The organism is Shimia sp. R9_1 (genome assembly GCF_017743775.1).
GTDB lineage: Bacteria > Pseudomonadota > Alphaproteobacteria > Rhodobacterales > Rhodobacteraceae > Shimia.
Genome location: NZ_JAGHRN010000002.1, coordinates 566,604 through 586,198, shown reverse-complemented (window position 1 = coordinate 586,198; position 19,595 = coordinate 566,604). Strand labels below are relative to the sequence as shown.

The following is a 19,595-nucleotide window of genomic DNA, read 5'->3' as shown; positions in this document are numbered from 1 at the left end:
AACAGACTGTGCGGCCAAAGGGAGAACACATCATGAAAGACGCATTGTCGGTATTGATCCGTATGGGCAGCCTGCACCGCCTGCTGCCGTTCTGGCTTGTTGGTCTGTGGTTGATCACACAGAATCTGTCGTGGTGGATTCCCGTCGCGCTGGTCTATGGCTATATCGCGCAGCTCTTTGTCGAATATGCCATGCATCGCTTCCTGCTGCACCGCGAGCCGCCCACCGATCAGGGCGTGTTTAACGAACTCTACCGCAGCCATATCGGTCACCATGAATTCCCGTCGGACCCGGAATATTTCACTGGCGGTGACCATTGGTATCCGGTGCGCTTCGGCCTCGTATCGATTGCCCTGCACACACTTCTGCTCTGGCCGCTGTTCGGTTTGGGAACGGCTTTCACCTTCTCATATATCGCGCTTTTTGTGGGATCGGTGACCGCCTTTGCCACCTATGAATACTGCCATACCCTGTCACATCTGAATGTGAATAAAGGCAAATTCGGCCAGTATGTGACACGCAAACATCTGGCTCACCACTTTCAGGACCACCACGCCACCTTTCAGGTCAGCTTCGGCTTTGACTGGATTGACCGGCTGTTTGGCACCGCCCACGACAAAGCCGAAGCCCGTGCGCGCTATGATCGCAAAACCCTGCTCTCCATGGGGATGGACCCCGATGATCTGCGGCTGGTGACTGCGCGCAAAGCCTTTGGCATCACCCAACGGCCAGGCGCAAAGAAAGCCTCCTAACACCTGCGCTTGGCAGGCTTATGCCACAATTGAGAGTTTTGGTTTGCCCAGTTTGCGACTTGCCGGCTTGACGCCCGCGGGAAAACGGTGGGCAAAACCAAGGCCAGCACGGATCAAATCTGGATCCATACGCCCGCGCGTGACAAAGGCGACCGCACTGCGCGCGCCCGAGGCTTTGTCACGCCGCATGTGATGCAGCATCGACATGATTTGCATCTCATCATCTGTCATCTGTTCACGGGTGTCGATGCAAAGCGGATCGATCATCTCCGGTCCACCATCTCGGCAATCAAAAAGAGCCAGAGCCACACGATTGAGCAAATGCGCGACGGGTAGACCAATCGCCTCTCCCCAACGTTCCACCGCGACATCCTGCCCCCGCACCCAACCACGCGGATCGCTTTCAGACAGCCCTAGCATGACGTGACGCAATACGGGCAACAGGCCATACTCAAACTCGTCACACCCAATGGTGCGCAGCGCTTTTACGGAGTGCGCATTGACAACGTTTCGATCCATCTTACTCATGCCTGCTTCCTGCCATCGTTTAAAGCAGAAACAATCGACACCACATTTTGAGGCAAACCCGCAGGGTCAACTGGTGTGATTGGCATCGGAGACGCTGCGGCTGCAGGAAACCGCAAGCTGGCTTCCATTGCCTCACGCAATTCTGGCTTCAATCCGCTCCCGAAGCCCTGAGCAGTTTGATCTGCAGCCAACAATCCCAGAAATACATGAACCATTGTGTTTCCTTTCAGCTCAACAATGAACCGTGCGCGATTGGTCATTTGAAACGACGACAAACCGCGCACGTAGAATTGGCAACCAGAGCTATCGAAAGGGTATCTTGGCTAGGCACGCGCTATCTGACAATTTTAGTCAGAAAATGCAAGCCGTGACATCATTCACCCCAAAGGCAAGACGCCGCACCCGAGAGCGCGGCGACTTACCATTCAAATCAGATAGTTAATAGACTACTGGACTTTGTCGTGCGTTGCGATCACGGCCGCCACACGCTTGCCGATCTCGCGACTGCCTTTCAGCGACGGATGGATCATGTCTCCGCTATGAAAACTACGGTCTCCATGCGGGACAAGATCCGCGAGAGAGACAAAATGGACCCCGCGGTCCAATGCGGCGAGCTTGGCGATACGCGCTTCAAGCGCCTCTCCATTGTCGCGACAGCTTTCAATCGGCGACCAGACCCCTGGACTGCGCAAGTAACCAACCCATGCCACCTGCGCGCCTTTCTGGCGCAATTCTTGAACCAGCATAGGTATTGCACCACGCTTTCCATCCTCGCTGATAAGCTTGTTCAACTTGCGGGTACACTTCCCGCACCCACAGCCAAGCCAAAGATCGTTGCCACCACCATTAAGCACCACCCAATCCCACGCGCCATTGCGATACTGGCTGGCGATTTTCATGCCCATGGCTCCCGAAACCGGCAATTTATAAAGCACTCGTGCCCCGCTGACTGCGTTGCTTGCCACGGGTTCGCCGAGAGCATTTTCCAACGCATGTGACACCGACTTCTGCGTCAAGCTGTGCCATGCCATCATGCTGTCGCCCATCGCCAGGATACGCGCCTCCTTCTCTTGAGGCACCACAGCGTTTTTGGCCACAACATCCGCCTTGCTTGAGAGCAAAGCTGTTTCCGAAGATTCTTCGGAAGAAACATTGGGTATACCCTCAAGCGGAGGCGTTGACGCGCACCCTGCAACAAGGAACACAACGGCAAAACCAATGGCCAACAAAAGGGTATATGGGGCTCTTACCAAATAGTCTCTCATACGCACGCCTAATCCACGCAAATTCGAATCGAACACGGCAAGCCCCCAAGCCGCATCAGTCCAGCTCAATCTCGCTCAATTTGTGGTTAATTGCTACGATTGCTTCGTGAACAATGTGTTGCGACTCCCGCTATAGTCGCAAGTCTCAAGGGAAAAACGCGCCTAAAGCGCCTTCTTCAACGCTTATCCTATGCAAAATCTGGTTTCCAAAAGCCTTATTTTCCGATATGGGCCGGTCATCTGAAAGCTTGCGCTCTGATCCCGGCGCTCGAAGCAAGATAAGGGGGATCGGCGGCAATGGGGCCGCTATTTCAAACGGGAGACCCGGGATACGCTCGGGAGTGCTCCCAGCTAGGATACGATGATGTTCGAAGTAACAAAGAAATCCATGCAGTGGGGCGAAGAGACGCTCACACTGGAAACGGGCAAAGTGGCCCGTCAGGCCGACGGCACCGTGATCGCCACCCTAGGCGAAACCTCCGTTATGGCCAACGTGACCTTTGCAAAGGCACCAAAGCCAGGTCAGGACTTTTTCCCACTGACCGTACACTACCAAGAGAAATACTACGCCGCCGGTAAAGTACCGGGTGGCTTCTTCAAGCGCGAAGCGCGCCCGACCGAAAAAGAAACCCTGACCGCGCGTCTGATCGACCGTCCGATCCGCCCGCTGTTTGTCGATGGCTTCAAAAACGAAGTTCTGGTGATGTGCACCGTGCTGTCCCACGATCTGGTCAACGACCCGGACATCGTGGCGATGATCGCAGCTTCTGCCGCGCTGACCATCTCCGGCGCACCATTCATGGGCCCAATCGCGGGCGCACGTGTGGGCTTTGAAGACGGCGAATACGTTCTGAACCCAACCGTTGACGACATGCAGGATCTGCGCTCCAACCCGGACCAGCGTCTGGATCTGGTAGTGGCCGGCACCAAAGACGCCGTCATGATGGTTGAATCTGAGGCCTATGAGCTGACCGAAGCAGAGATGCTGGGCGCCGTGACCTTCGCACATGAGCAGATCCAGCCGGTGATCGACCTGATCATCGATCTGGCCGAAGAAGCTGCCAAAGAGCCGTTTGACTTCCAGCCACCAGAATACACCGAGCTGTTTGACGCGGTGAAAGCGGCTGGCGAAGAGCAGATGCGCGCAGCCTTCGCTCTGCGTGACAAGCAGGAGCGCACCACTGCTGTGGCCGCGGCCCGCGACGCGATCAAAGAAGCTCTGACGGAAGAGCAACTGGAAGACGCGAACCTCGGCTCCGCGCTGAAAAAGCTCGAAGCAGGCATCCTGCGTGGCGACGTTGTGAAAACCGGCACCCGTATTGATGGCCGCAAAACCGACGAAGTCCGCGACATCGTCTGTGAAACCGGCATGCTGCCACGGACCCACGGCTCCGCTCTGTTCACCCGTGGTGAAACACAGGGCTTGGTTGTGACCACTCTGGGCACCGGCGACGACGAGCAGATCATCGACGCGCTGCACGGCAACTTCCGCTCCAACTTCCTGCTGCACTACAACTTCCCGCCCTACTCTGTGGGTGAAGTTGGCCGCGTGGGCTCCCCGGGCCGTCGTGAAATCGGTCACGGCAAACTGGCATGGCGCGCGCTGCAGGCGGTTCTGCCAGCGGCAACCGACTTCCCATACACTGTGCGCGTGGTCTCCGAGATCACCGAATCCAACGGCTCTTCTTCCATGGCGTCTGTTTGCGGTGGCTCCCTATCCATGATGGACGCAGGTGTGCCCCTAAAATCCGCCGTTGCCGGTGTGGCCATGGGCCTCATCCTGGAAGACAGTGGTGACTACGCGATCCTGACCGACATCCTGGGTGACGAAGATCACCTCGGCGACATGGACTTCAAAGTGGCGGGTACCGAAAACGGCATCACCTCGCTGCAGATGGACATCAAAGTCGCAGGCATCACACCTGAGATCATGGAAAAAGCGCTGGCACAGGCCAAAGAAGGCCGTATGCACATCCTGGGTGAGATGAACAAATCTCTCTCCGGCGCATCCGAGTTTTCCGTCCACGCTCCGCGCATCGAGACCATGAACATCCCAACCGACAAGATCCGCGAGGTGATCGGCTCCGGTGGTAAAGTGATCCGCGAGATCGTCGAAGTCTCCGGCGCGAAGGTCGACATCAACGACGAAGGCGTGATCAAGATTGCGTCCCCGAATGGCGACTCCATTCAGAAGGCCTATGACATGATCCACGCGATCGTGGCAGAGCCAGAAGAAGGCGCGGTTTACACTGGTAAAGTTGTGAAAATCGTCGACTTCGGTGCCTTCGTGAACTTCTTTGGCAAGCGCGACGGTCTGGTGCACGTGTCTCAGATCGAGAACCGCCGTCTGAACCACCCGTCCGACGTTCTGAAAGAAGGCCAGGAAGTGAAAGTCAAACTGCTTGGCTTCGACGACCGCGGCAAGGTGCGCCTGTCCATGAAAGTTGTGGATCAGGAAACCGGCGAAGAGATCGTTCCTGAGAAAAAAGAAAAGTCTGATGACTAAGTCTTGAATATAAGACACCAGAGAGCCCCGGCCATTGGTCGGGCTCTCTTGCTTACCAGCTTTGGCAACAGTGTGGGACAAAACATGCCACAGCAACAAGATGAAACTCCACTCGCACGACTGGTGACTTGGGTCATCAATTTGGAAGCGGACGCTGAGAGGCTTCGAGTAACAGGCAGTCTCTTGCAGGACGCGGACCTCCCTTGGTCTCGTTTTCCTGCGGTCGACGGTCGGGCGAACGATCTGAAAACCCATCACCTGAATAATATTGCGCGACAAACCCACTTGTTTGGACGTGAGTTGAGCAGTGGCGAAATTGGGTGTTTCCTCAGCCACTTACATGCACTCGAAAAATTGATCGCCGGCTCCGAAGAATACCTTCTCATTCTGGAAGACGACGCCGATGTTCCGAAGTCATTGGCACAAGACGTATCTGAAATAATAGAGTGGCACGAAGCAAATCCCAAACACCGTTTGGATTGTGTCAATCTTTGCAATGCATATCGCAAACGAAACAAACCACTCGCTGCGCTGTCAGGACGCCAGCTATTGCGTTCCTGGTATTTTCCTGTTCTCACAACCGCTTGCCTCTGGACAAAAGAAGGCGCACGCGCGTTTGTCAACCATGTATATCACGGTGGTATTGATGGCCCACTGGACGATCGAATGCGCGCTTGGTTCGCCGAGACAGGTGGCGGCATGCACCTAGACCCAGTCCTTGTGCCTCCGCGTCAGATTCAAAGCTCAATAGACGCAATGGGATCCCGATCGACAAGCACCTTGCCGCGTTCAAAGCAATTTCTGCGGCGAAAACTCCCTGTCTATGGGTGGGTTTTTCTGAACAAGTTCAAAACCCTTCATCGTTCTTCATAGCAAACTAGTCAGTTGATCAACTTCGGAAGGCAGAAAATGAATTGACCGCCTCCAAGAACAGAGGCGGTCATACTTTTTTTCATGGCAAGAACGCTTTATGCTGCTTCCCAGACCTCATCATTATCGCCGCCTTCAAACAGGATCGCTTCCTCAGAAGCCTTCTCAACAGCTTCAGCGACTTGGAAACCTGACAGCCCATCCACCAGGCGGTCAACCGCCATATCAAGGCTGGATGTTGCTGCGGATGCCTCCTCAGAGCGCGCCGCGTTGGCCTGCGTCTCAGAGCCAATTGTCTGCATACTGTCGCGGATCTGAGCAACCGATTGCGCTTGCTTGTCAGAGATCTCGGAAATTTCAGCAATGTTTGTGCGCACTTCGCTTACGTCGCCCAAAATCGTCTCTAGCGCACTACCCACTTCGCGCACCAAAGACACACCACTGGCCACATGACCATTGCTCTGGCTGATCAGAGTATTGATATTCTGAGCGGCCTCAGCGGAGCGATGTGCCAATTCACGAACTTCGGAGGCTACAATCGCAAACCCGGCACCAGCTTCGCCCGCACGAGCTGCTTCAACGCCAGCATTCAGCGCGAGCAAGTTAGTCTGGAAGGCAATGTCTTCGATCAAAGCTACTACAGTATCGATTTGGCTGGAGCTGGCTTCAATCTCATCCATTGTGGTGACGGCTTTGCGCACAACTTCTGTGCCTTCCTGCGTCAGGCGCGTGGTGTTGTCAAAGCGTTGTTGGGTATCAACAGCCTTGTCCACTGCGCCTTTCATGGCCTCGGCGATCTGTTCAACTGCACCGGTAACATGCTGCAACTCACCCGCTTGCTTCTCGGTGCTATGCGCCACATTGGAGGACACCTCACGCAGTTCGCGACTGTCGATCTCGATCTGGCTCGAAATCGACAGAACAGAACTCACGATACCGCTGAGTGAAGCCACAGAAGCATTAAAGCTCTTACGCAGGTCTTCATAGCTATCCTCAAAGGGTTCACGGATATAGGCGTCAAGGTTCCCCTCAGAAATCATGGTCAACTTGCCGTGCAGTGTATCCACGACCTCTGTTTGAATCTGCTCTTTTGCCTCTATACTCGCCTTTTCAACATTCAGCGTATCCATCAGATCCTGCTGTGCCTGCTGCTCTTTGGCCAGTTCCTGAAGCTGCTTGCGGTAATTGTTCACAGAAACCACCAGAATGGCGGTTTCCGCCACAACGATCACCGCATGGATTACCGTACGCTGCACATTGCCCATCAAATCCACCGAAGGATAGACCAGCGCCGGAAAGAGAAACGTCAACGCAAGGTGATGCACGGCAATCACCCCGGCCGCCACCAGAATTGCCACCGGGCACACCAGCACCGTGGTGATCGCCAGCATCGCAAAGAACATCATGTGAATATCAAGCTGCCAGGCATGCCCGGCCATGGCCGCAAGCAGCACCATGATCTGACCAGAGCTCGCCACCGCAACGCTCAGGCGTGCCGCCATATTGCCGTTTAGCCGCATGGCATAAAGCGCCAGCCCCACCAAAACCGCAGACGATCCGCCCATCGCAACGATGTTGCCACCACGCAGAACTGCAACCCCCACAGCGAGGGCGGCCAGAGACGCAGTCAGGATCGCCATGACTTTCACGCCGGTTTGCTGCGAATGAATTAGTTTTGGATTCTCAATCATGCTTGTTCTCCACACAGCCAAGACAGCGCCCTGCCGTCCAAAATGGCCCATGCTCCATTTTCTTTCAGTCTGTCTTCAAAGTTCGCGCTATCTGACATTCCCATCACAGCCATCGGGGCGCGGGAAACGCCCACCAGCCAGCCATCGGAGGCTTTCACAATGGCTTCCAGATCCGCTCCCGGACCTGCCACAACCACCACTGGTCCCCCCTCTGTCAACGGCGCACTGACCACTGCCAGAACAGGGGTCACTGTCAGACAGAACACCGTAGCGAGAATCGCTGGCAGGTATTGGAGAGGCTGTGTCATGCGCCCATCTGCGCGGAAATGTATTTCCAGCAGCTTAATTGCCCCGCAGCAGGCAGCGTACAAACGCTTAAGAATTTAGCGTATTGAATAACCTTTGCTCTGTGTAGAGATCAATCTACACAGGCCATACACACAAAAGCACCGCCAAAACATGACGGTGCTTCTTTTTCTATCAGTGCTGACTTTCAGAAAGCAGACATAAGAACAATGGCTTAGATCGTCAGCCCGCCGCTATTAATCCGGCAGCTTGGTTGTGCGCAGATACGGGAAGTGTGTTGTGAACTCACCATATTTTGCCGTTGCGTCCTCATCGCTCACAGCAACAGGAATCACAACGTCACCACCCGGCGTCCAGTTCGCCGGCATCGCAATATTCTCCTTCGCAGCGGTCTGCAGTGCCTCAAGCGCCCGCAGAATCTCTGCAAAATTGCGCCCCACGTTCATCGGGTAGGTCATCGACAGTTTCAGTTGTTTGTCAGGGCCGATTATGAACACCGACCGCACGGTGGCGCTGTCCGCAGGAGTGCGCCCATCCGGCAAATAGGCCTCTGCTGGCAGCATGTCAAAAGCCTTGGACACCGCCAGTCCATCATCTGCGATGATCGGGAAGCCCGCATCTGTACCAGCGAACGACTCGATGTCTTTCTTCCAGCCTTTGTGATCTTCCACACCGTCTACAGAAACGCCCATCACCTTAGTGCCGCGCTTTGCCCATTCATCAGCAAGCTGGGCAACCGCACCAAACTCGGTGGTGCAGACAGGTGTGAAATCTTTCGGATGGGAGAACAGGATCGCCCAGCTGTCCCCAATCCAATCATGGAAAGTGATCGTGCCCTGATCCGTTTCGGCGGTAAAGTTTGGCACAACATCATTAATTCTCAGGCCCATTGGTCTCTCCCTAGTCATGGGGCTCTAAACGCATCTCGCCATCCTGCCCAAAATGAGCCCCGCTGGGTGTGGCGGCGTCGAAATTCATCTAAATCAAATATTCAGATCGCGCGCAGAGTACATCCACCTCCTTGCAACGTCACCCCTGTAGACGGGTGTTTATTTCGCAGAGCAAATAAAGAAGACCCGGCGTCGCGTTCGATACCCGCGGACTTGCGCCGAGTATGTACCGCAGGCAGAGTGCGTCCAAGATTGCGAGGGAGTGCACCATGATCGACAAACGCAAATTCTATATCAATGGCCAATGGGTTGATCCCGTGGACGCCAACGATCTCCATGTCATTGACCCGGCCACAGAAGAACCTTGCGCCGTGATTTCCATTGGCGATCAAGCCGACACCGACGCCGCCGTTGCCGCCGCACGCGCGGCCTTCCCCGCCTGGGCGGACACCCCACTGGAAGAGCGCGTCGCACTGGTCAAAAAACTGCGCGAGATCTACGTCGCCCGCCGCGCCGATATGGCAGAGGCCATGCGCGCAGAAATGGGCGCGCCGCTCGATCTGGCCAGCAACAACCAATGGGGCGCCGGGGTCTGGCACCTGGATGGCTTCCTTGAGGCGCTTGAGAGCTTTGAGTTTGAATACGCCATGGGCGAAGACCGCATGCGCAAAGAGCCCATCGGCGTCTGCGGCATGATCACCCCCTGGAACTGGCCGATGAATCAGGTTTTCCTGAAGGCCATCCCCGCGCTTCTGGTGGGCTGCACCATGGTGCTCAAACCCTCCGAAATCGCGCCGCTCTCCTCGATTGTCTTTGCCGAGATGATGGACGAAGCGGGCTTCCCTGCGGGTGTGTTCAACATGGTCAACGGCGATGGCGTCGGCGTCGGCAGCCAGCTGTCTGCCCATCCCGATGTGGATATGATCAGCTTCACCGGCTCCACCCGCGCGGGCATCGCCATCTCCAAAGCCGCCGCCGACACCCTCAAACGTGTCAGCCTCGAACTGGGTGGCAAGGGCGCGAATGTGATCTTTGCAGATGCGGATGAAAAGGCCGTGAAACGCGGTGTGATCCACTGCATGCAGAACTCCGGCCAATCCTGCAACGCCCCCACCCGCATGATGGTGGAAAGCAGCTTCTACGCCACCGCCGTGGATCAAGCCAAAGCCGCCGCCGAGGCCGTGCAGGTGGGCCCCACCACCGAGGCAGGCCGCCACATCGGCCCGGTGGTCTCCGAGCTGCAGTTCAACAAAATCCAGAGCCTGATTGAAACCGGCATCAAAGAGGGCGCCACCCTTGTCGCCGGTGGTCTGGGCCGTCCGGAAGGCTTGAACAAAGGCTACTATGTGCGCCCCACTGTCTTTGCCGATGTCACCCCCGACATGACCATCTACCGCGAAGAAATCTTTGGCCCAGTGCTGGCGATCTCGTCTTTTGACAGCGAAGCACAGGCGGTTCAGATGGCCAATGACACGGTCTATGGCCTCACCAACTACATCCAGACGCAGGATGACGAAAAGCGCCTGCGCGTGGCCCGTCAAGTGCGCTCCGGCATGGTGGAAACCAACGGCGTGGGCCGCGTCAACGGCTCCCCCTTCGGCGGCTACGGCCAATCCGGTAATGGCCGCGAAGGCGGCGGCTGGGGGCTGGAGGAATTCTGCGAAACCAAGGCGATCTCCGGCGTGCCAATGGGCTGACCGGAAGGCTTAAACAAAACAAAAGGCCGCAGCACACCGCTGCGGCCTTTTCTATTGAGGCTGTATTTATGCCGCTGGCTTGCGCGAGCGGTTGCGCCGCCGACGTGGGCGGCCGCCACCGGGCTTATCATTGCCATTGGCCGCGCTTTTGGGCTGACCGCCAGCAGGCTTGGCACCACCGCCGGGCCGTCCACCGCCGGGTTTGCCGCCACCGCGCTTGCGCCCTCCGCCACCGGAACGTGGCCCGGTGCCATATTCTTTCTTCATCTCGCGAAGCTCATCGGTCGGGCGGTCAAACTTGCGCCCGATCAGCTTTTCGATGTCCTTCAGGTAATCGCGCTCATCCAGCGCACAGAAGGAAATCGCGCGCCCATCGCGGCCCGCCCGCGCGGTGCGGCCAATCCGGTGCACATAGCTTTCGGCCACATTGGGCAGATCAAAGTTGATCACCAGCGAAATCACCGGAATATCAATCCCGCGCGCCGCCACATCTGTCGCCACCAGCACGGTGATCTCACCATCGCGAAACGCCTTGATCGCGCGATCGCGCTGCCCCTGGCTTTTGTTGCCGTGGATCGAAGCCGCGTTGAACCCGTCAGCGACAAGCTGCTTCATCATCCGCTCCGCACCATGTTTGGTGCGCGAAAAAATCAGCGTGCTCTCGCCCATGTTCTCCGACAGGATCTCCCGCAGGCGCACACGTTTTTCGCCCTTTTCCAGATACTCCACGCTCTGCGTGATCTTATCCGCGGTCTTGCCCGGAGGCGCGATTTCCACCCGTTTGGGCTTGGTCAGATAGCTCTGGCTCAGTTCTTCCATCTGCTTGGGCATGGTGGCCGAAAACAGCATGGTCTGGCGCGGCGTGCCCAGATGCGGCGCAATTTTGCGCAGCGCATGGATAAAGCCCATGTCCAGCATCTGATCGGCTTCATCCAGCACCAGATTGCCCACGGTGGACAGGTTGATTTCCTTGCGATCCAGCAGATCAATCAACCGCCCCGGCGTCGCCACCAGAATATCGGTACCGCGCGACAGCATCGCAATCTGGCGGTTGATCGACTGGCCGCCCACCACGGTCATCACCTTGATCGGTGTGCCCTGCACCAACGGGCGCAGGTTGTCCGCGATCTGATTGACCAGCTCGCGCGTCGGGGCCAGCACCAGCGCCTTCACCGACCGGGGCAAAGGCTTGCCCGGCTGTTCCAGCAGGCGGTCCATCATCGGCAGACCAAAGGCCAGCGATTTCCCGGTGCCTGTCTGCGCAAGGCCCAGAATATCATGTCCTTCAAGCGCCAGCGGTATGGCCTTGGCCTGAATCGGGGTTGGGGCGTCAAAGCCGTGCTTTTTCAACCCTTTCAAAAGAGTGGAAGACAGGCCCAGTTCTTCAAATTGCGCCACGATATATCCTTTCAACCGCGCGCATCACGCACGGCAAACGGCGGCCTCTTTCACAGAGACCGCCCAGAGGTTTGACAGCACCGCCATTGCACAGACCCATTCCGTGCCAACCCGGCCTATCCGTCAGAACCCTGCGTGATGGGAACGAAAGCGTCGTTGATGCGCCAGTCAGCCCTCTTGGGGCCCGGCGCGGCCTGCTCACGCGGCTGCGCAACGACGCGCTTCACATATAGGTTCGGCGTCATTTGTCAACCTTGGCACATAAATCACAAAGGACCGGCGCATTTCGCGCCGACCCTCATGTCACTCATTCTGCAAATATCATCGGGTTGCCACATCTGTGATGCGGCAGGGGCAACGCCCCGCATTCACCCTTTGCCTTTCCACGGCACCAGATATTTCTCGCCCCAGCGCATAAGCATATCGATCCCAAATCCGATGATCCCAATCAAGATGATACCCATCAGAACGATATCCGTGTCCTGGAACTTCGACGCCGCCACGATCATCTTACCGACGCCCTTCTCAGCGGCCACCAGTTCAGCGGCCACAACAGTCCCCCAGCAAACCCCCATCGCTACGCGCGCGGCGGTGAATATCTCGGGCAAAGAGTTAGGAATGATTACGTGGCGCAGGATTTGGCGTTTGTTGGCACCCAGAGAGTAGGCCGCATGCACTTTTGAAATCTTCACGCCAGACACACCGGAACGCGCCCCGATCGCCATGATCCAAAGTGCCGCGAGGAACAGCAGGATGATCTTACCCTGCTCACCGATCCCGGCCCAAATGATCACCAGCGGGATCAAAGCCAACGGCGGCACAGGGCGCATGAATTCCACAATCGGGTCAAACCAACCACGGAACCAGTTCGAAAGGCCCATGGCGTAACCCAGCGGAATACCCACCGCCGCGCCCAGCGCGAAGCCAACGATCACACGGAACAGCGAATAGCTCAGGTGCTCTGCCAACGTGACATTCTGATAGCCATCACGGCTCACGGAAATCAGGCGCTGCCAAACGCTTTCTGGTGCAGGCAACCAGATCGATTCCATCTGCATGCCTTTGGCCGGTTCAAAGTTCAGCGTACCCTTATCAGTCAGTGCCACACGGCCAAAGCCAACATCGACATCCGCGTCACGGCTGATCGGCGCACCATCTACGGCAACAATCTTGGCGCCATCTTTGCGGGTCACCTCATCATTGGCATCCCATCGCAACAGTTTGCTGCGATACGCCTGCACTACCAAAGCATCATCTTTGGCCAAACCTTCGCCTAGCGCGACTTCTGGTGCTGCTGGCACTTGCCCAGCCTCATGCACAATGACGCTGACTGTCGCATCATCCGTCGTGCCATCCTCGGCCTCAAGCGTGTAGGTGAAGCTTGCCTCGCCAACAAAGGGGCCTGGGGCATGCAGGAAACCTGGCAGCCAGTTTGAGCCGGTAAACGACCCCCAGATCACAAAAATCAAGACCACCGAAATCACGGAAGCCGCTTTGTTGGAAATCACCGCACTTTCGTCGCCAAAAGTCACAGTTTTCAGTGAGGTATAATCCTGCAGCGAAGAAAGACGCTGCTTGATCTGCGTATAGACAAACAGAGCAAACAGGATCAACCCAACGTAGAGTGCCAGATACGGCAGAGCGCCAAGGACCGACAAAAACAGGGTCGCCAGTTCGCCCCCAAGATCAGCAAATATCTGCCCCATCTTATGCGCCTCCCTCTGCACGGCCCATGATCTCTTCTTCCATGTTCCAGATCATGTTGAGGATCTCTTCGCGCGTCGGCGCGTAATCAGGGTGCTTCTTCACCTCACGCAAATCCGCTCCCACGCCGAGATCTGCAAAGGGCAGCCGGTATTCTTTGTGAATGCGCCCGGGGCGTGGTGCCATTACCAACAAACGCTCGCCCAGCAAGAGTGCTTCTTCCACTGAGTGGGTGATCAAAATGATCGTCTTCCCGGTTTCTTTCCATAGTTTGAGCACAAGACTTTGCATCTTTTCCCGTGTGAGGGCGTCCAAGGCCCCCAGGGGCTCGTCCATCAGGATCACATCCGGGTCATTCGCAAGACAGCGGGCCAACGCCACACGCTGTTGCATGCCGCCTGACAGCTCATACACCATCTTTTCTTTAAAATCCTGCAGACCAACCACATCCAAAAGGTGATCCACGATCTCAGCGCTTTCCGTCTTTGGCATGCCTTTCATATCAGGGCCAAAGCTCACATTGTCCCGCACGCTCATCCATTCAAAAAGCGCGCCTTGTTGGAACACCATCCCGCGTTCTGCATCCGGGCCTGTGACCTGATGCCCATTCATCACGATCTGTCCCTCGGTAGGTGCCAAGAACCCGGCCACAATATTCAGCAACGTGGTTTTACCGCAGCCCGAAGGCCCCAGCACGCTCAGCAATTCGCCCTGCTTGAGATCAAGGCTCACGTCCTTGAGCGCTTGCACATGCCCGCCATCGGGCAAATCAAAGCGCATGGACAGGTTTTCGATCGATAATCCGGTCATGGTTCCCAACTGCTTGTTCGCCCATTTTTCTGGGCACTGGCGGTTGTCCCGCCCTATCTTCTGGCTGTGAAACAAAGGCCCGCCACGAACGAGGCGGGCCTTCAATTTTTGAAGTTACAGACCTTTGGCCGCTTCCAGAGGACCGGTATTCACGGTGCCCTCATAGCTGTCAAGCGCGCTCGGGATAGAGCCTGCGCCAACGAAGACGCCTGCAACGCCTTTCATGAAGTTTTGCGCTGTTCCGCCAAACCAAGCATCACCCAGCTGTTCTTCAACAGTTGGGAATTTAAACGTCGCGAGTGTCGCGGCAGTGGCTTCTTCATCCATGCCCGCGTCCTTGGCGATCACCGGCAACATTTTGGCCTGGTTGGCTTCATCTGCCCACATTGCGTTGGCGTCGGCGGTCACTTTCAGGAACTTCGCCAGCATCTCGCTTTCTTCCGCGATGAAAGATGCTGGTGCGGTGGTGGCGTCAAACACCAGAATACCCAGCTCTTCTTTCTCTGCACCAGTCAGCAAAACGTTGCCGTGCTCTTTCATGCGGCGCAACGCGCCGCCCCAACCACAGGCCATATCCAGCGAACCCTGCGCCAGTGCAGCCGCGCCTTCTGCCGGTGCCATGTCGACAACTTCCATACCGCCCACGTCTACGCCGAAGTGGTTCATCTGGCTCAGGAAGCCGTAGTGCGCTGCAGTGCCCAGCGGCACAGCCACTTTCTTGCCAGCCAGCTCAGCGGCACTGTCTTTATCGATCTCAAGACCAGACGCCACAACGCAGTTGTCGTTGTCAGAATAAGACACAGCCACGTCCACAATCTGGATGTCCTGGCCGGCAGACGCCGCCACAACAAATGGTGGCACACCTTGGCTGACGGAGATTTGCACGTCGCCGGACGCCATCGCAGCGCTCATTGCGGTGCCTGTATCGAAGCTGACCCAGTTGATCTCGGTGCCCAGCGCTTCTTCATAGGTGCCCATTTGCTTGGCGTATTGGAAAGGCATCGGCCATTCGAGGAAGTAGGCCACTGTGATCTCTGCACTCGCAGCCTGCGCGCCCATCATCATGGCGATAGCAGCGGTGGCACCCATCAGCGTCTTTTTCAAGCTCATCGTATTTTCTCCCGTTGTCGTTATGGCGCGTTTGTACTCGAGATCTTCGGGCGTTTGGCCTCTTTTTTGATCATCGGCAATCTGCGTCCTCCTTGATCCGACCGGAATTTAGGCCACCGATCAATGTTTTTTTGGGGAATTGCCTGCCTCTGGTACACGGCTTTCACCCCTCAAAATTATTTGACCAATTGGTAGAAAACCATATAAAATAGGTATTTGACGCCCAACCATGGGATTTCAGAGCGGCAAAATTCGATTATCTGGTCTTATATAGGTAAATCTTTTGGCCCTATAAACATGCTTGAAAAAGTCGCGAGGATGTCGTGCAAACTTACATGAACTGCCCAAATAGGGCGCACACAACACCCCTGATTGCACTACTTCAAGGAGGCTTAAGCCATGGACGGCACTCTGAAAGAAAACGATATCAGCCACGTCGTCAAAGCCGACAAGGCCCATGTCTGGCATCATTTGGTTCAGCACAAACCTTTTGAAACCAATGACCCGCGCATCATTATCGAAGGCAAAGGCATGCGCGTCTGGGACCAAAACGGCAAAGAATACATTGACGCTGTGTCCGGCGCTGTCTGGACGGTCAATGTTGGCTATGGCCGCGAGCGTATCGCCAACGCTGTCCATGAAAACCTTATGAAAATGTGCTACTTCGCCAATGCCGCGGGCAACGTGCCAGGTGCGCTTTACGCGGAAAAGCTGATTGAGAAGATGCCTGGCATGAGCCGCGTCTACTACTGCAACTCTGGCTCTGAGGCGAATGAGAAAGCCTTCAAAATGATCCGCCAGATCGCGCACAAGAAATATGGCGGCAAAAAGCATAAGATTCTCTACCGCGATCGCGATTACCACGGCTCCACGCTCGCCGCGATGTCGGCCGGTGGACAAGACGAGCGCAACGCACAGTATGGTCCCTTCGCCCCGGGTTTCGTCCGTGTGCCACACTGCATGGAGTATCGCAAAGATGAGCTGGGCCTCGGCCACCTCTCCGGTCGCGAATTCGGTATCGCTGCGGCAAACCAAATCGAAGAGGTGATCCTGCGCGAAGGTCCAGACACCGTTGGTGCACTCTGTCTGGAACCTGTGACAGCAGGTGGTGGCGTGATTACTCCACCGGAAGGCTACTGGGAGCGCGTGCAGGAGATCTGCAAACAGTATGACATTCTTCTGCACATCGACGAAGTGGTCTGCGGCATCGGTCGCACGGGCACCCATTGGTTCGGCTATCAGCACTACGGCGTGAAACCCGACTTCGTGACCATGGCCAAAGGTGTCGCCTCAGGCTACGCCGCCATCTCCTGCCTTGTAACCACTGAAGAAGTTTTTGAGCACTTCAAATCCGATCCATCGGACAAGCTCGACCACTTCCGCGATATCTCAACTTTCGGCGGCTGCACCGCTGGCCCGGCGGCAGCGTTGGAAAATATGGCCATCATCGAGGAGGAAGGCCTTCTTGAAAACTGCACAGCCATGGGGGAGCGCATGATGGGCAACCTCAAAGCGTTGATGGAGAAGCACGAGATCATCGGAGATGTGCGCGGCAAAGGCTTGTTCCTCGGCTGCGAGCTGGTGAAAGACCGCGAAAGTAAAGAACCGGTGGACGAAGCTGACATCGCAGCAGTGGTTGCTGACTGTGGCGCCCAAGGGGTGATCATCGGCGCAGCCAACCGTTCCGTACCTGGCCGCAACAACGTGATCGCTTTCTCCCCAGCGCTCATCGCTACAGCTGCCGATATCGACGCGATCACCAATGCGGTCGACAATGCACTGACAAAGGTCTTCGGCTAAACGCCAACACTTGTCCCAAAGGCGAGACACTCCCCTCGCCTTACTGCACCGCCCAACCCTAGAGGGGAGGGCGGCGTTTGTGGCTTCAGCGCATGATGTCGATGACCGCAACCAACCCCAACACCAAAAAGGAACGCCCCATGTGGCCCGCCCCCGTCACACTCAAAGGCATCCACGCCAGCCTTGTGCCTCTCTCGCCTGATCATGCGGCCGATTTGGCCGATGCATCTGCCGATGGCGATCTACACAACTTGTGGTACACGACCGTTCCTGCCCCCGAGGGCGTTCCGGCCGAAATCACCCGTCGCTTGGCACAACCCAATATGACGCCCTTCGCGATTCTTGATTACGCAGAACGCGCCATCGGCATGACCACCTATATGAACACCGATCCCGCCAACCGCCGTGTCGAAATCGGATCCACATGGTACCGCAAATCAGCCCAACGTTCGCCAATCAACACCGAGTGCAAACTCTTGATGTTGCGCCATGCGTTTGACGATTTATCTTGTATCGCTGTGGAGTTCCGTACCCACTTCATGAACCACCAATCGCGCAACGCGATAGAGCGGCTAGGCGCAAAACTCGACGGTGTACTGCGGAATCACTCACTCATGGCGAACGGTACCCTGCGCGACACGGCGGTCTATTCGATTTGCCAACACGAATGGCCTGCAGTCCGCGCAAATCTGGAACATAAGCTAAGCCAAAACCGCTGATTTGATCAGCATCTATCAGGAATGAGGAAAGTCCAGTTTGCAACCTAGATAGGTCCAGTATAGCGTCTCTGCATGGCAATATCGGTTGAAACTTTCTTTCTCTCCCCCGGCTTTCAGGGCACGCTTCAGGCACAGATCCAGCAGCTGATCGCCGAAGGCATCCTATCGGGCCGCTTCCGTCGTGGAGAAAAGCTTCCCTCTTCCCGCAAACTCGCGAGCCATCTGGGCGTGAGCCGTATCACGGTAACGCTCGCCTACACCGAACTTCTTGCCAACGACTACCTGACCTCGCGCGGGCGCTCGGGATACTATGTCTCTGAAAATGCGCCTGTTCCGCCAAGTTTCTCGCCCCCAAAGCGAAGCGAGGACCGCATTGACTGGACCCGCGCTCTGGGGCGCCGCTACACTGGCGGCGACACCCCGGATAAACCGAAAGATTGGGCCAATTACCGCTACCCGTTTGTTTATGGTCAAACCGATCCAAGTCTCTTTGACCATGCCAACTGGCGCCTTTGCGCACTCCAGGCTTTGGGCCAAAAAGACTTCACCGCGCTCACGTCAGACTACTACGATCAAGACGATCCCGAACTGGTCGAATTCATCGCCCGCAATACACTCCCCCGTCGTGGTATTATCGCGCGCCCCGAAGAAATTCTCATCACTCTTGGCGCTCAAAACGCCCTTTGGATCGCCGCGCAAATCCTGCTGACTCAGCGCCGCATGGCCGCGATTGAAAACCCCTGCTACCACGCTCTGCGCGATATTCTCAATCAGTCCCGCTGCCACGTGGCCCCGATCAATGTCGACAAAGACGGGCTGGATCCAAGCCTGATCCCGGCTGAGGCGGATGTGATTTTCACCACACCCAGCCACCAATGCCCGACCACCGCCACTATGCCGATGGCCCGCCGCCACGCGCTCTTGGAGCGCGCTCGCGAAATCGACGCGCTGGTGGTGGAGGACGACTATGAGTTCGAAATGTCCTTCTTGGACGCCCCCTCTCCCGCCCTGAAATCGCTGGATACAGAAGGACGGGTGATCTATGTCGGCAGCTTCTCTAAATCACTCTTCCCCGGCTTGCGTCTTGGCTATCTTGTGGGCAGCGAAGCCTTCATTCGAGAGGCTCGCGCCCTGCGCGCCTCTGTGCTACGCCACCCCCCAGGCCACATTCAGCGAACAGCCGCTTACTTTCTTTCTCTTGGGCATTACGATGCTTTGATCCGCCGCATTCGCGAAGCTCTAAAGGCCCGTCGCGCAGTGATGCAGGAGGCGATCACGCAAACTGGCTTGGATGTTGCGGGTCAAGGCGCCTTCGGAGGCTCTAGTTTCTGGATGCAGGCTAAAAGCCATATCGATACAGAAATTTTCGCCCAAAAGATGCAAAATGACGGCGTTTTGATCGAGCCCGGCACCTCCTTTTTCTCAGGCGCGGACATCCCGCGGAATTTTTATCGCCTGGGATACTCTTCCATTCCGTCCGAGCGCATCCCTGAAGGCGTGGCCTGCATTGCCAAGGCTCTGAACGCCCTCTAATCTGGCGCTATCCGGC

Annotated in this window: 17 protein-coding genes; 7 read left to right on the top strand and 10 right to left on the bottom strand. The window is 56.5% G+C overall.

All coding sequences use genetic code 11. The features are described from left to right. Nucleotides 1-32 precede the first annotated feature (32 nt). Nucleotides 33-752, top strand: coding sequence for a sterol desaturase family protein (locus tag J7399_RS09145; RefSeq protein ID WP_209076763.1), 720 nt, complete (start codon nt 33-35; stop codon nt 750-752). Nucleotides 753-770: 18 nt separating this feature from the next. Here J7399_RS09145 and J7399_RS09140 read toward each other — a convergent pair whose 3' ends face one another. From J7399_RS09140 to J7399_RS09130, 3 genes are all read right to left on the bottom strand, one after another. Then, on the bottom strand, nt 771-1,280 hold the full coding sequence (locus J7399_RS09140) for a hypothetical protein (protein ID WP_247742817.1): 510 nt from the start codon (nt 1,278-1,280) through the stop codon (nt 771-773). Beyond that, complete coding sequence (locus tag J7399_RS09135; protein WP_209076760.1) at nt 1,277-1,495, bottom strand: hypothetical protein; 219 nt, start codon at nt 1,493-1,495, stop codon at nt 1,277-1,279. The genes J7399_RS09140 and J7399_RS09135 overlap by 4 nt, the downstream gene beginning before the upstream one ends. Before the next feature lie 231 nt (nt 1,496-1,726). Then, nucleotides 1,727-2,401, bottom strand: coding sequence for an SGNH/GDSL hydrolase family protein (locus tag J7399_RS09130; protein WP_247742816.1), 675 nt, complete (start codon nt 2,399-2,401; stop codon nt 1,727-1,729). A gap of 508 nt (nt 2,402-2,909) precedes the next feature. Here J7399_RS09130 and pnp point away from each other — a divergent pair. Together pnp and J7399_RS09120 are read left to right on the top strand one after the other, a co-directional pair. Further along, the gene (gene pnp / locus J7399_RS09125) at nt 2,910-5,051 is read left to right on the top strand and encodes a polyribonucleotide nucleotidyltransferase (RefSeq protein WP_209058760.1); all 2,142 of its coding nucleotides are present in this window, start codon (nt 2,910-2,912) and stop codon (nt 5,049-5,051) included. 84 nt (nt 5,052-5,135) lie between these two features. Next, complete coding sequence (locus J7399_RS09120) at nt 5,136-5,924, top strand: glycosyltransferase family 25 protein (protein ID WP_209085498.1); 789 nt, start codon at nt 5,136-5,138, stop codon at nt 5,922-5,924. Nucleotides 5,925-6,019: 95 nt separating this feature from the next. On the opposite strand, the gene J7399_RS09115 is transcribed toward J7399_RS09120, so the two are convergent. The 3 genes from J7399_RS09115 to J7399_RS09105 form a co-directional block, all read right to left on the bottom strand. After that, nucleotides 6,020-7,612: a methyl-accepting chemotaxis protein gene (locus J7399_RS09115; protein ID WP_209058756.1), complete on the bottom strand. Its 1,593-nt coding sequence runs from the start codon at nt 7,610-7,612 to the stop codon at nt 6,020-6,022. Next, nucleotides 7,609-7,920, bottom strand: a complete 312-nt coding sequence (locus tag J7399_RS09110) for a hypothetical protein (protein WP_209085496.1) — start codon at nt 7,918-7,920, stop codon at nt 7,609-7,611. The genes J7399_RS09115 and J7399_RS09110 overlap by 4 nt, the downstream gene beginning before the upstream one ends. A 234-nt stretch (nt 7,921-8,154) precedes the next feature. Beyond that, nucleotides 8,155-8,808 carry a peroxiredoxin gene (locus tag J7399_RS09105; protein ID WP_209085493.1) on the bottom strand — a complete coding sequence of 218 codons (654 nt, stop codon included), beginning with the start codon at nt 8,806-8,808 and terminating at the stop codon, nt 8,155-8,157. A 269-nt stretch (nt 8,809-9,077) separates the two neighbouring features. Between J7399_RS09105 and J7399_RS09100 the strand changes: the two genes are divergently transcribed. Further along, nucleotides 9,078-10,505, top strand: coding sequence for an aldehyde dehydrogenase family protein (locus J7399_RS09100; RefSeq protein WP_209085490.1), 1,428 nt, complete (start codon nt 9,078-9,080; stop codon nt 10,503-10,505). Nucleotides 10,506-10,571: 66 nt separating this feature from the next. On the opposite strand, the gene J7399_RS09095 is transcribed toward J7399_RS09100, so the two are convergent. From J7399_RS09095 to J7399_RS09080, 4 genes are all read right to left on the bottom strand, one after another. Continuing rightward, entirely contained in the window at nt 10,572-11,903 is a 1,332-nt protein-coding gene (locus tag J7399_RS09095; RefSeq protein WP_209085488.1) for a DEAD/DEAH box helicase, read from the bottom strand. Between the two features lie 368 nt (nt 11,904-12,271). Next, nucleotides 12,272-13,609, bottom strand: coding sequence for an ABC transporter permease (locus J7399_RS09090; RefSeq protein ID WP_209058739.1), 1,338 nt, complete (start codon nt 13,607-13,609; stop codon nt 12,272-12,274). Nucleotide 13,610: 1 nt separating this feature from the next. After that, nucleotides 13,611-14,417, bottom strand: coding sequence for an ABC transporter ATP-binding protein (locus J7399_RS09085; RefSeq protein ID WP_209058737.1), 807 nt, complete (start codon nt 14,415-14,417; stop codon nt 13,611-13,613). Nucleotides 14,418-14,531: 114 nt separating this feature from the next. Next, a complete protein-coding gene (locus tag J7399_RS09080) occupies nt 14,532-15,527 on the bottom strand; it encodes an ABC transporter substrate-binding protein (RefSeq protein WP_209085487.1) in 996 nt (331 codons plus the stop codon). A 399-nt stretch (nt 15,528-15,926) separates the two neighbouring features. Between J7399_RS09080 and J7399_RS09075 the strand changes: the two genes are divergently transcribed. The 3 genes from J7399_RS09075 to J7399_RS09065 all read left to right on the top strand — a co-directional run bounded on the left by J7399_RS09075 (nt 15,927) and on the right by J7399_RS09065 (nt 19,579). Continuing rightward, entirely contained in the window at nt 15,927-17,327 is a 1,401-nt protein-coding gene (locus J7399_RS09075; RefSeq protein WP_209085486.1) for an aminotransferase class III-fold pyridoxal phosphate-dependent enzyme, read from the top strand. Between the two features lie 140 nt (nt 17,328-17,467). Then, the gene (locus J7399_RS09070) at nt 17,468-18,046 is read left to right on the top strand and encodes a GNAT family protein (RefSeq protein WP_209086081.1); all 579 of its coding nucleotides are present in this window, start codon (nt 17,468-17,470) and stop codon (nt 18,044-18,046) included. Between the two features lie 72 nt (nt 18,047-18,118). Continuing rightward, nucleotides 18,119-19,579 carry a PLP-dependent aminotransferase family protein gene (locus J7399_RS09065; RefSeq protein ID WP_209085485.1) on the top strand — a complete coding sequence of 487 codons (1,461 nt, stop codon included), beginning with the start codon at nt 18,119-18,121 and terminating at the stop codon, nt 19,577-19,579. Nucleotides 19,580-19,595: the final 16 nt, after the last annotated feature.

Bases quoted from the DNA above. Each gene is read 5' to 3' on its own strand.
- J7399_RS09145 (WP_209076763.1), top strand. From the start codon at position 33: ATGAAAGACGCATTGTCGGTATTGATCCGTATGGGCAGCCTGCACCGC.
- J7399_RS09140 (WP_247742817.1), bottom strand. From the start codon at position 1,280: ATGAGTAAGATGGATCGAAACGTTGTCAATGCGCACTCCGTAAAAGCG.
- J7399_RS09135 (WP_209076760.1), bottom strand. From the start codon at position 1,495: ATGGTTCATGTATTTCTGGGATTGTTGGCTGCAGATCAAACTGCTCAG.
- pnp (WP_209058760.1), top strand. From the start codon at position 2,910: ATGTTCGAAGTAACAAAGAAATCCATGCAGTGGGGCGAAGAGACGCTC.
- J7399_RS09120 (WP_209085498.1), top strand. From the start codon at position 5,136: ATGCCACAGCAACAAGATGAAACTCCACTCGCACGACTGGTGACTTGG.
- J7399_RS09115 (WP_209058756.1), bottom strand. From the start codon at position 7,612: ATGATTGAGAATCCAAAACTAATTCATTCGCAGCAAACCGGCGTGAAA.
- J7399_RS09110 (WP_209085496.1), bottom strand. From the start codon at position 7,920: ATGACACAGCCTCTCCAATACCTGCCAGCGATTCTCGCTACGGTGTTC.
- J7399_RS09105 (WP_209085493.1), bottom strand. From the start codon at position 8,808: ATGGGCCTGAGAATTAATGATGTTGTGCCAAACTTTACCGCCGAAACG.
- J7399_RS09100 (WP_209085490.1), top strand. From the start codon at position 9,078: ATGATCGACAAACGCAAATTCTATATCAATGGCCAATGGGTTGATCCC.
- J7399_RS09090 (WP_209058739.1), bottom strand. From the start codon at position 13,609: ATGGGGCAGATATTTGCTGATCTTGGGGGCGAACTGGCGACCCTGTTT.
- J7399_RS09085 (WP_209058737.1), bottom strand. From the start codon at position 14,417: ATGACCGGATTATCGATCGAAAACCTGTCCATGCGCTTTGATTTGCCC.
- J7399_RS09080 (WP_209085487.1), bottom strand. From the start codon at position 15,527: ATGAGCTTGAAAAAGACGCTGATGGGTGCCACCGCTGCTATCGCCATG.
- J7399_RS09075 (WP_209085486.1), top strand. From the start codon at position 15,927: ATGGACGGCACTCTGAAAGAAAACGATATCAGCCACGTCGTCAAAGCC.
- J7399_RS09070 (WP_209086081.1), top strand. From the start codon at position 17,468: ATGTGGCCCGCCCCCGTCACACTCAAAGGCATCCACGCCAGCCTTGTG.
- J7399_RS09065 (WP_209085485.1), top strand. From the start codon at position 18,119: ATGGCAATATCGGTTGAAACTTTCTTTCTCTCCCCCGGCTTTCAGGGC.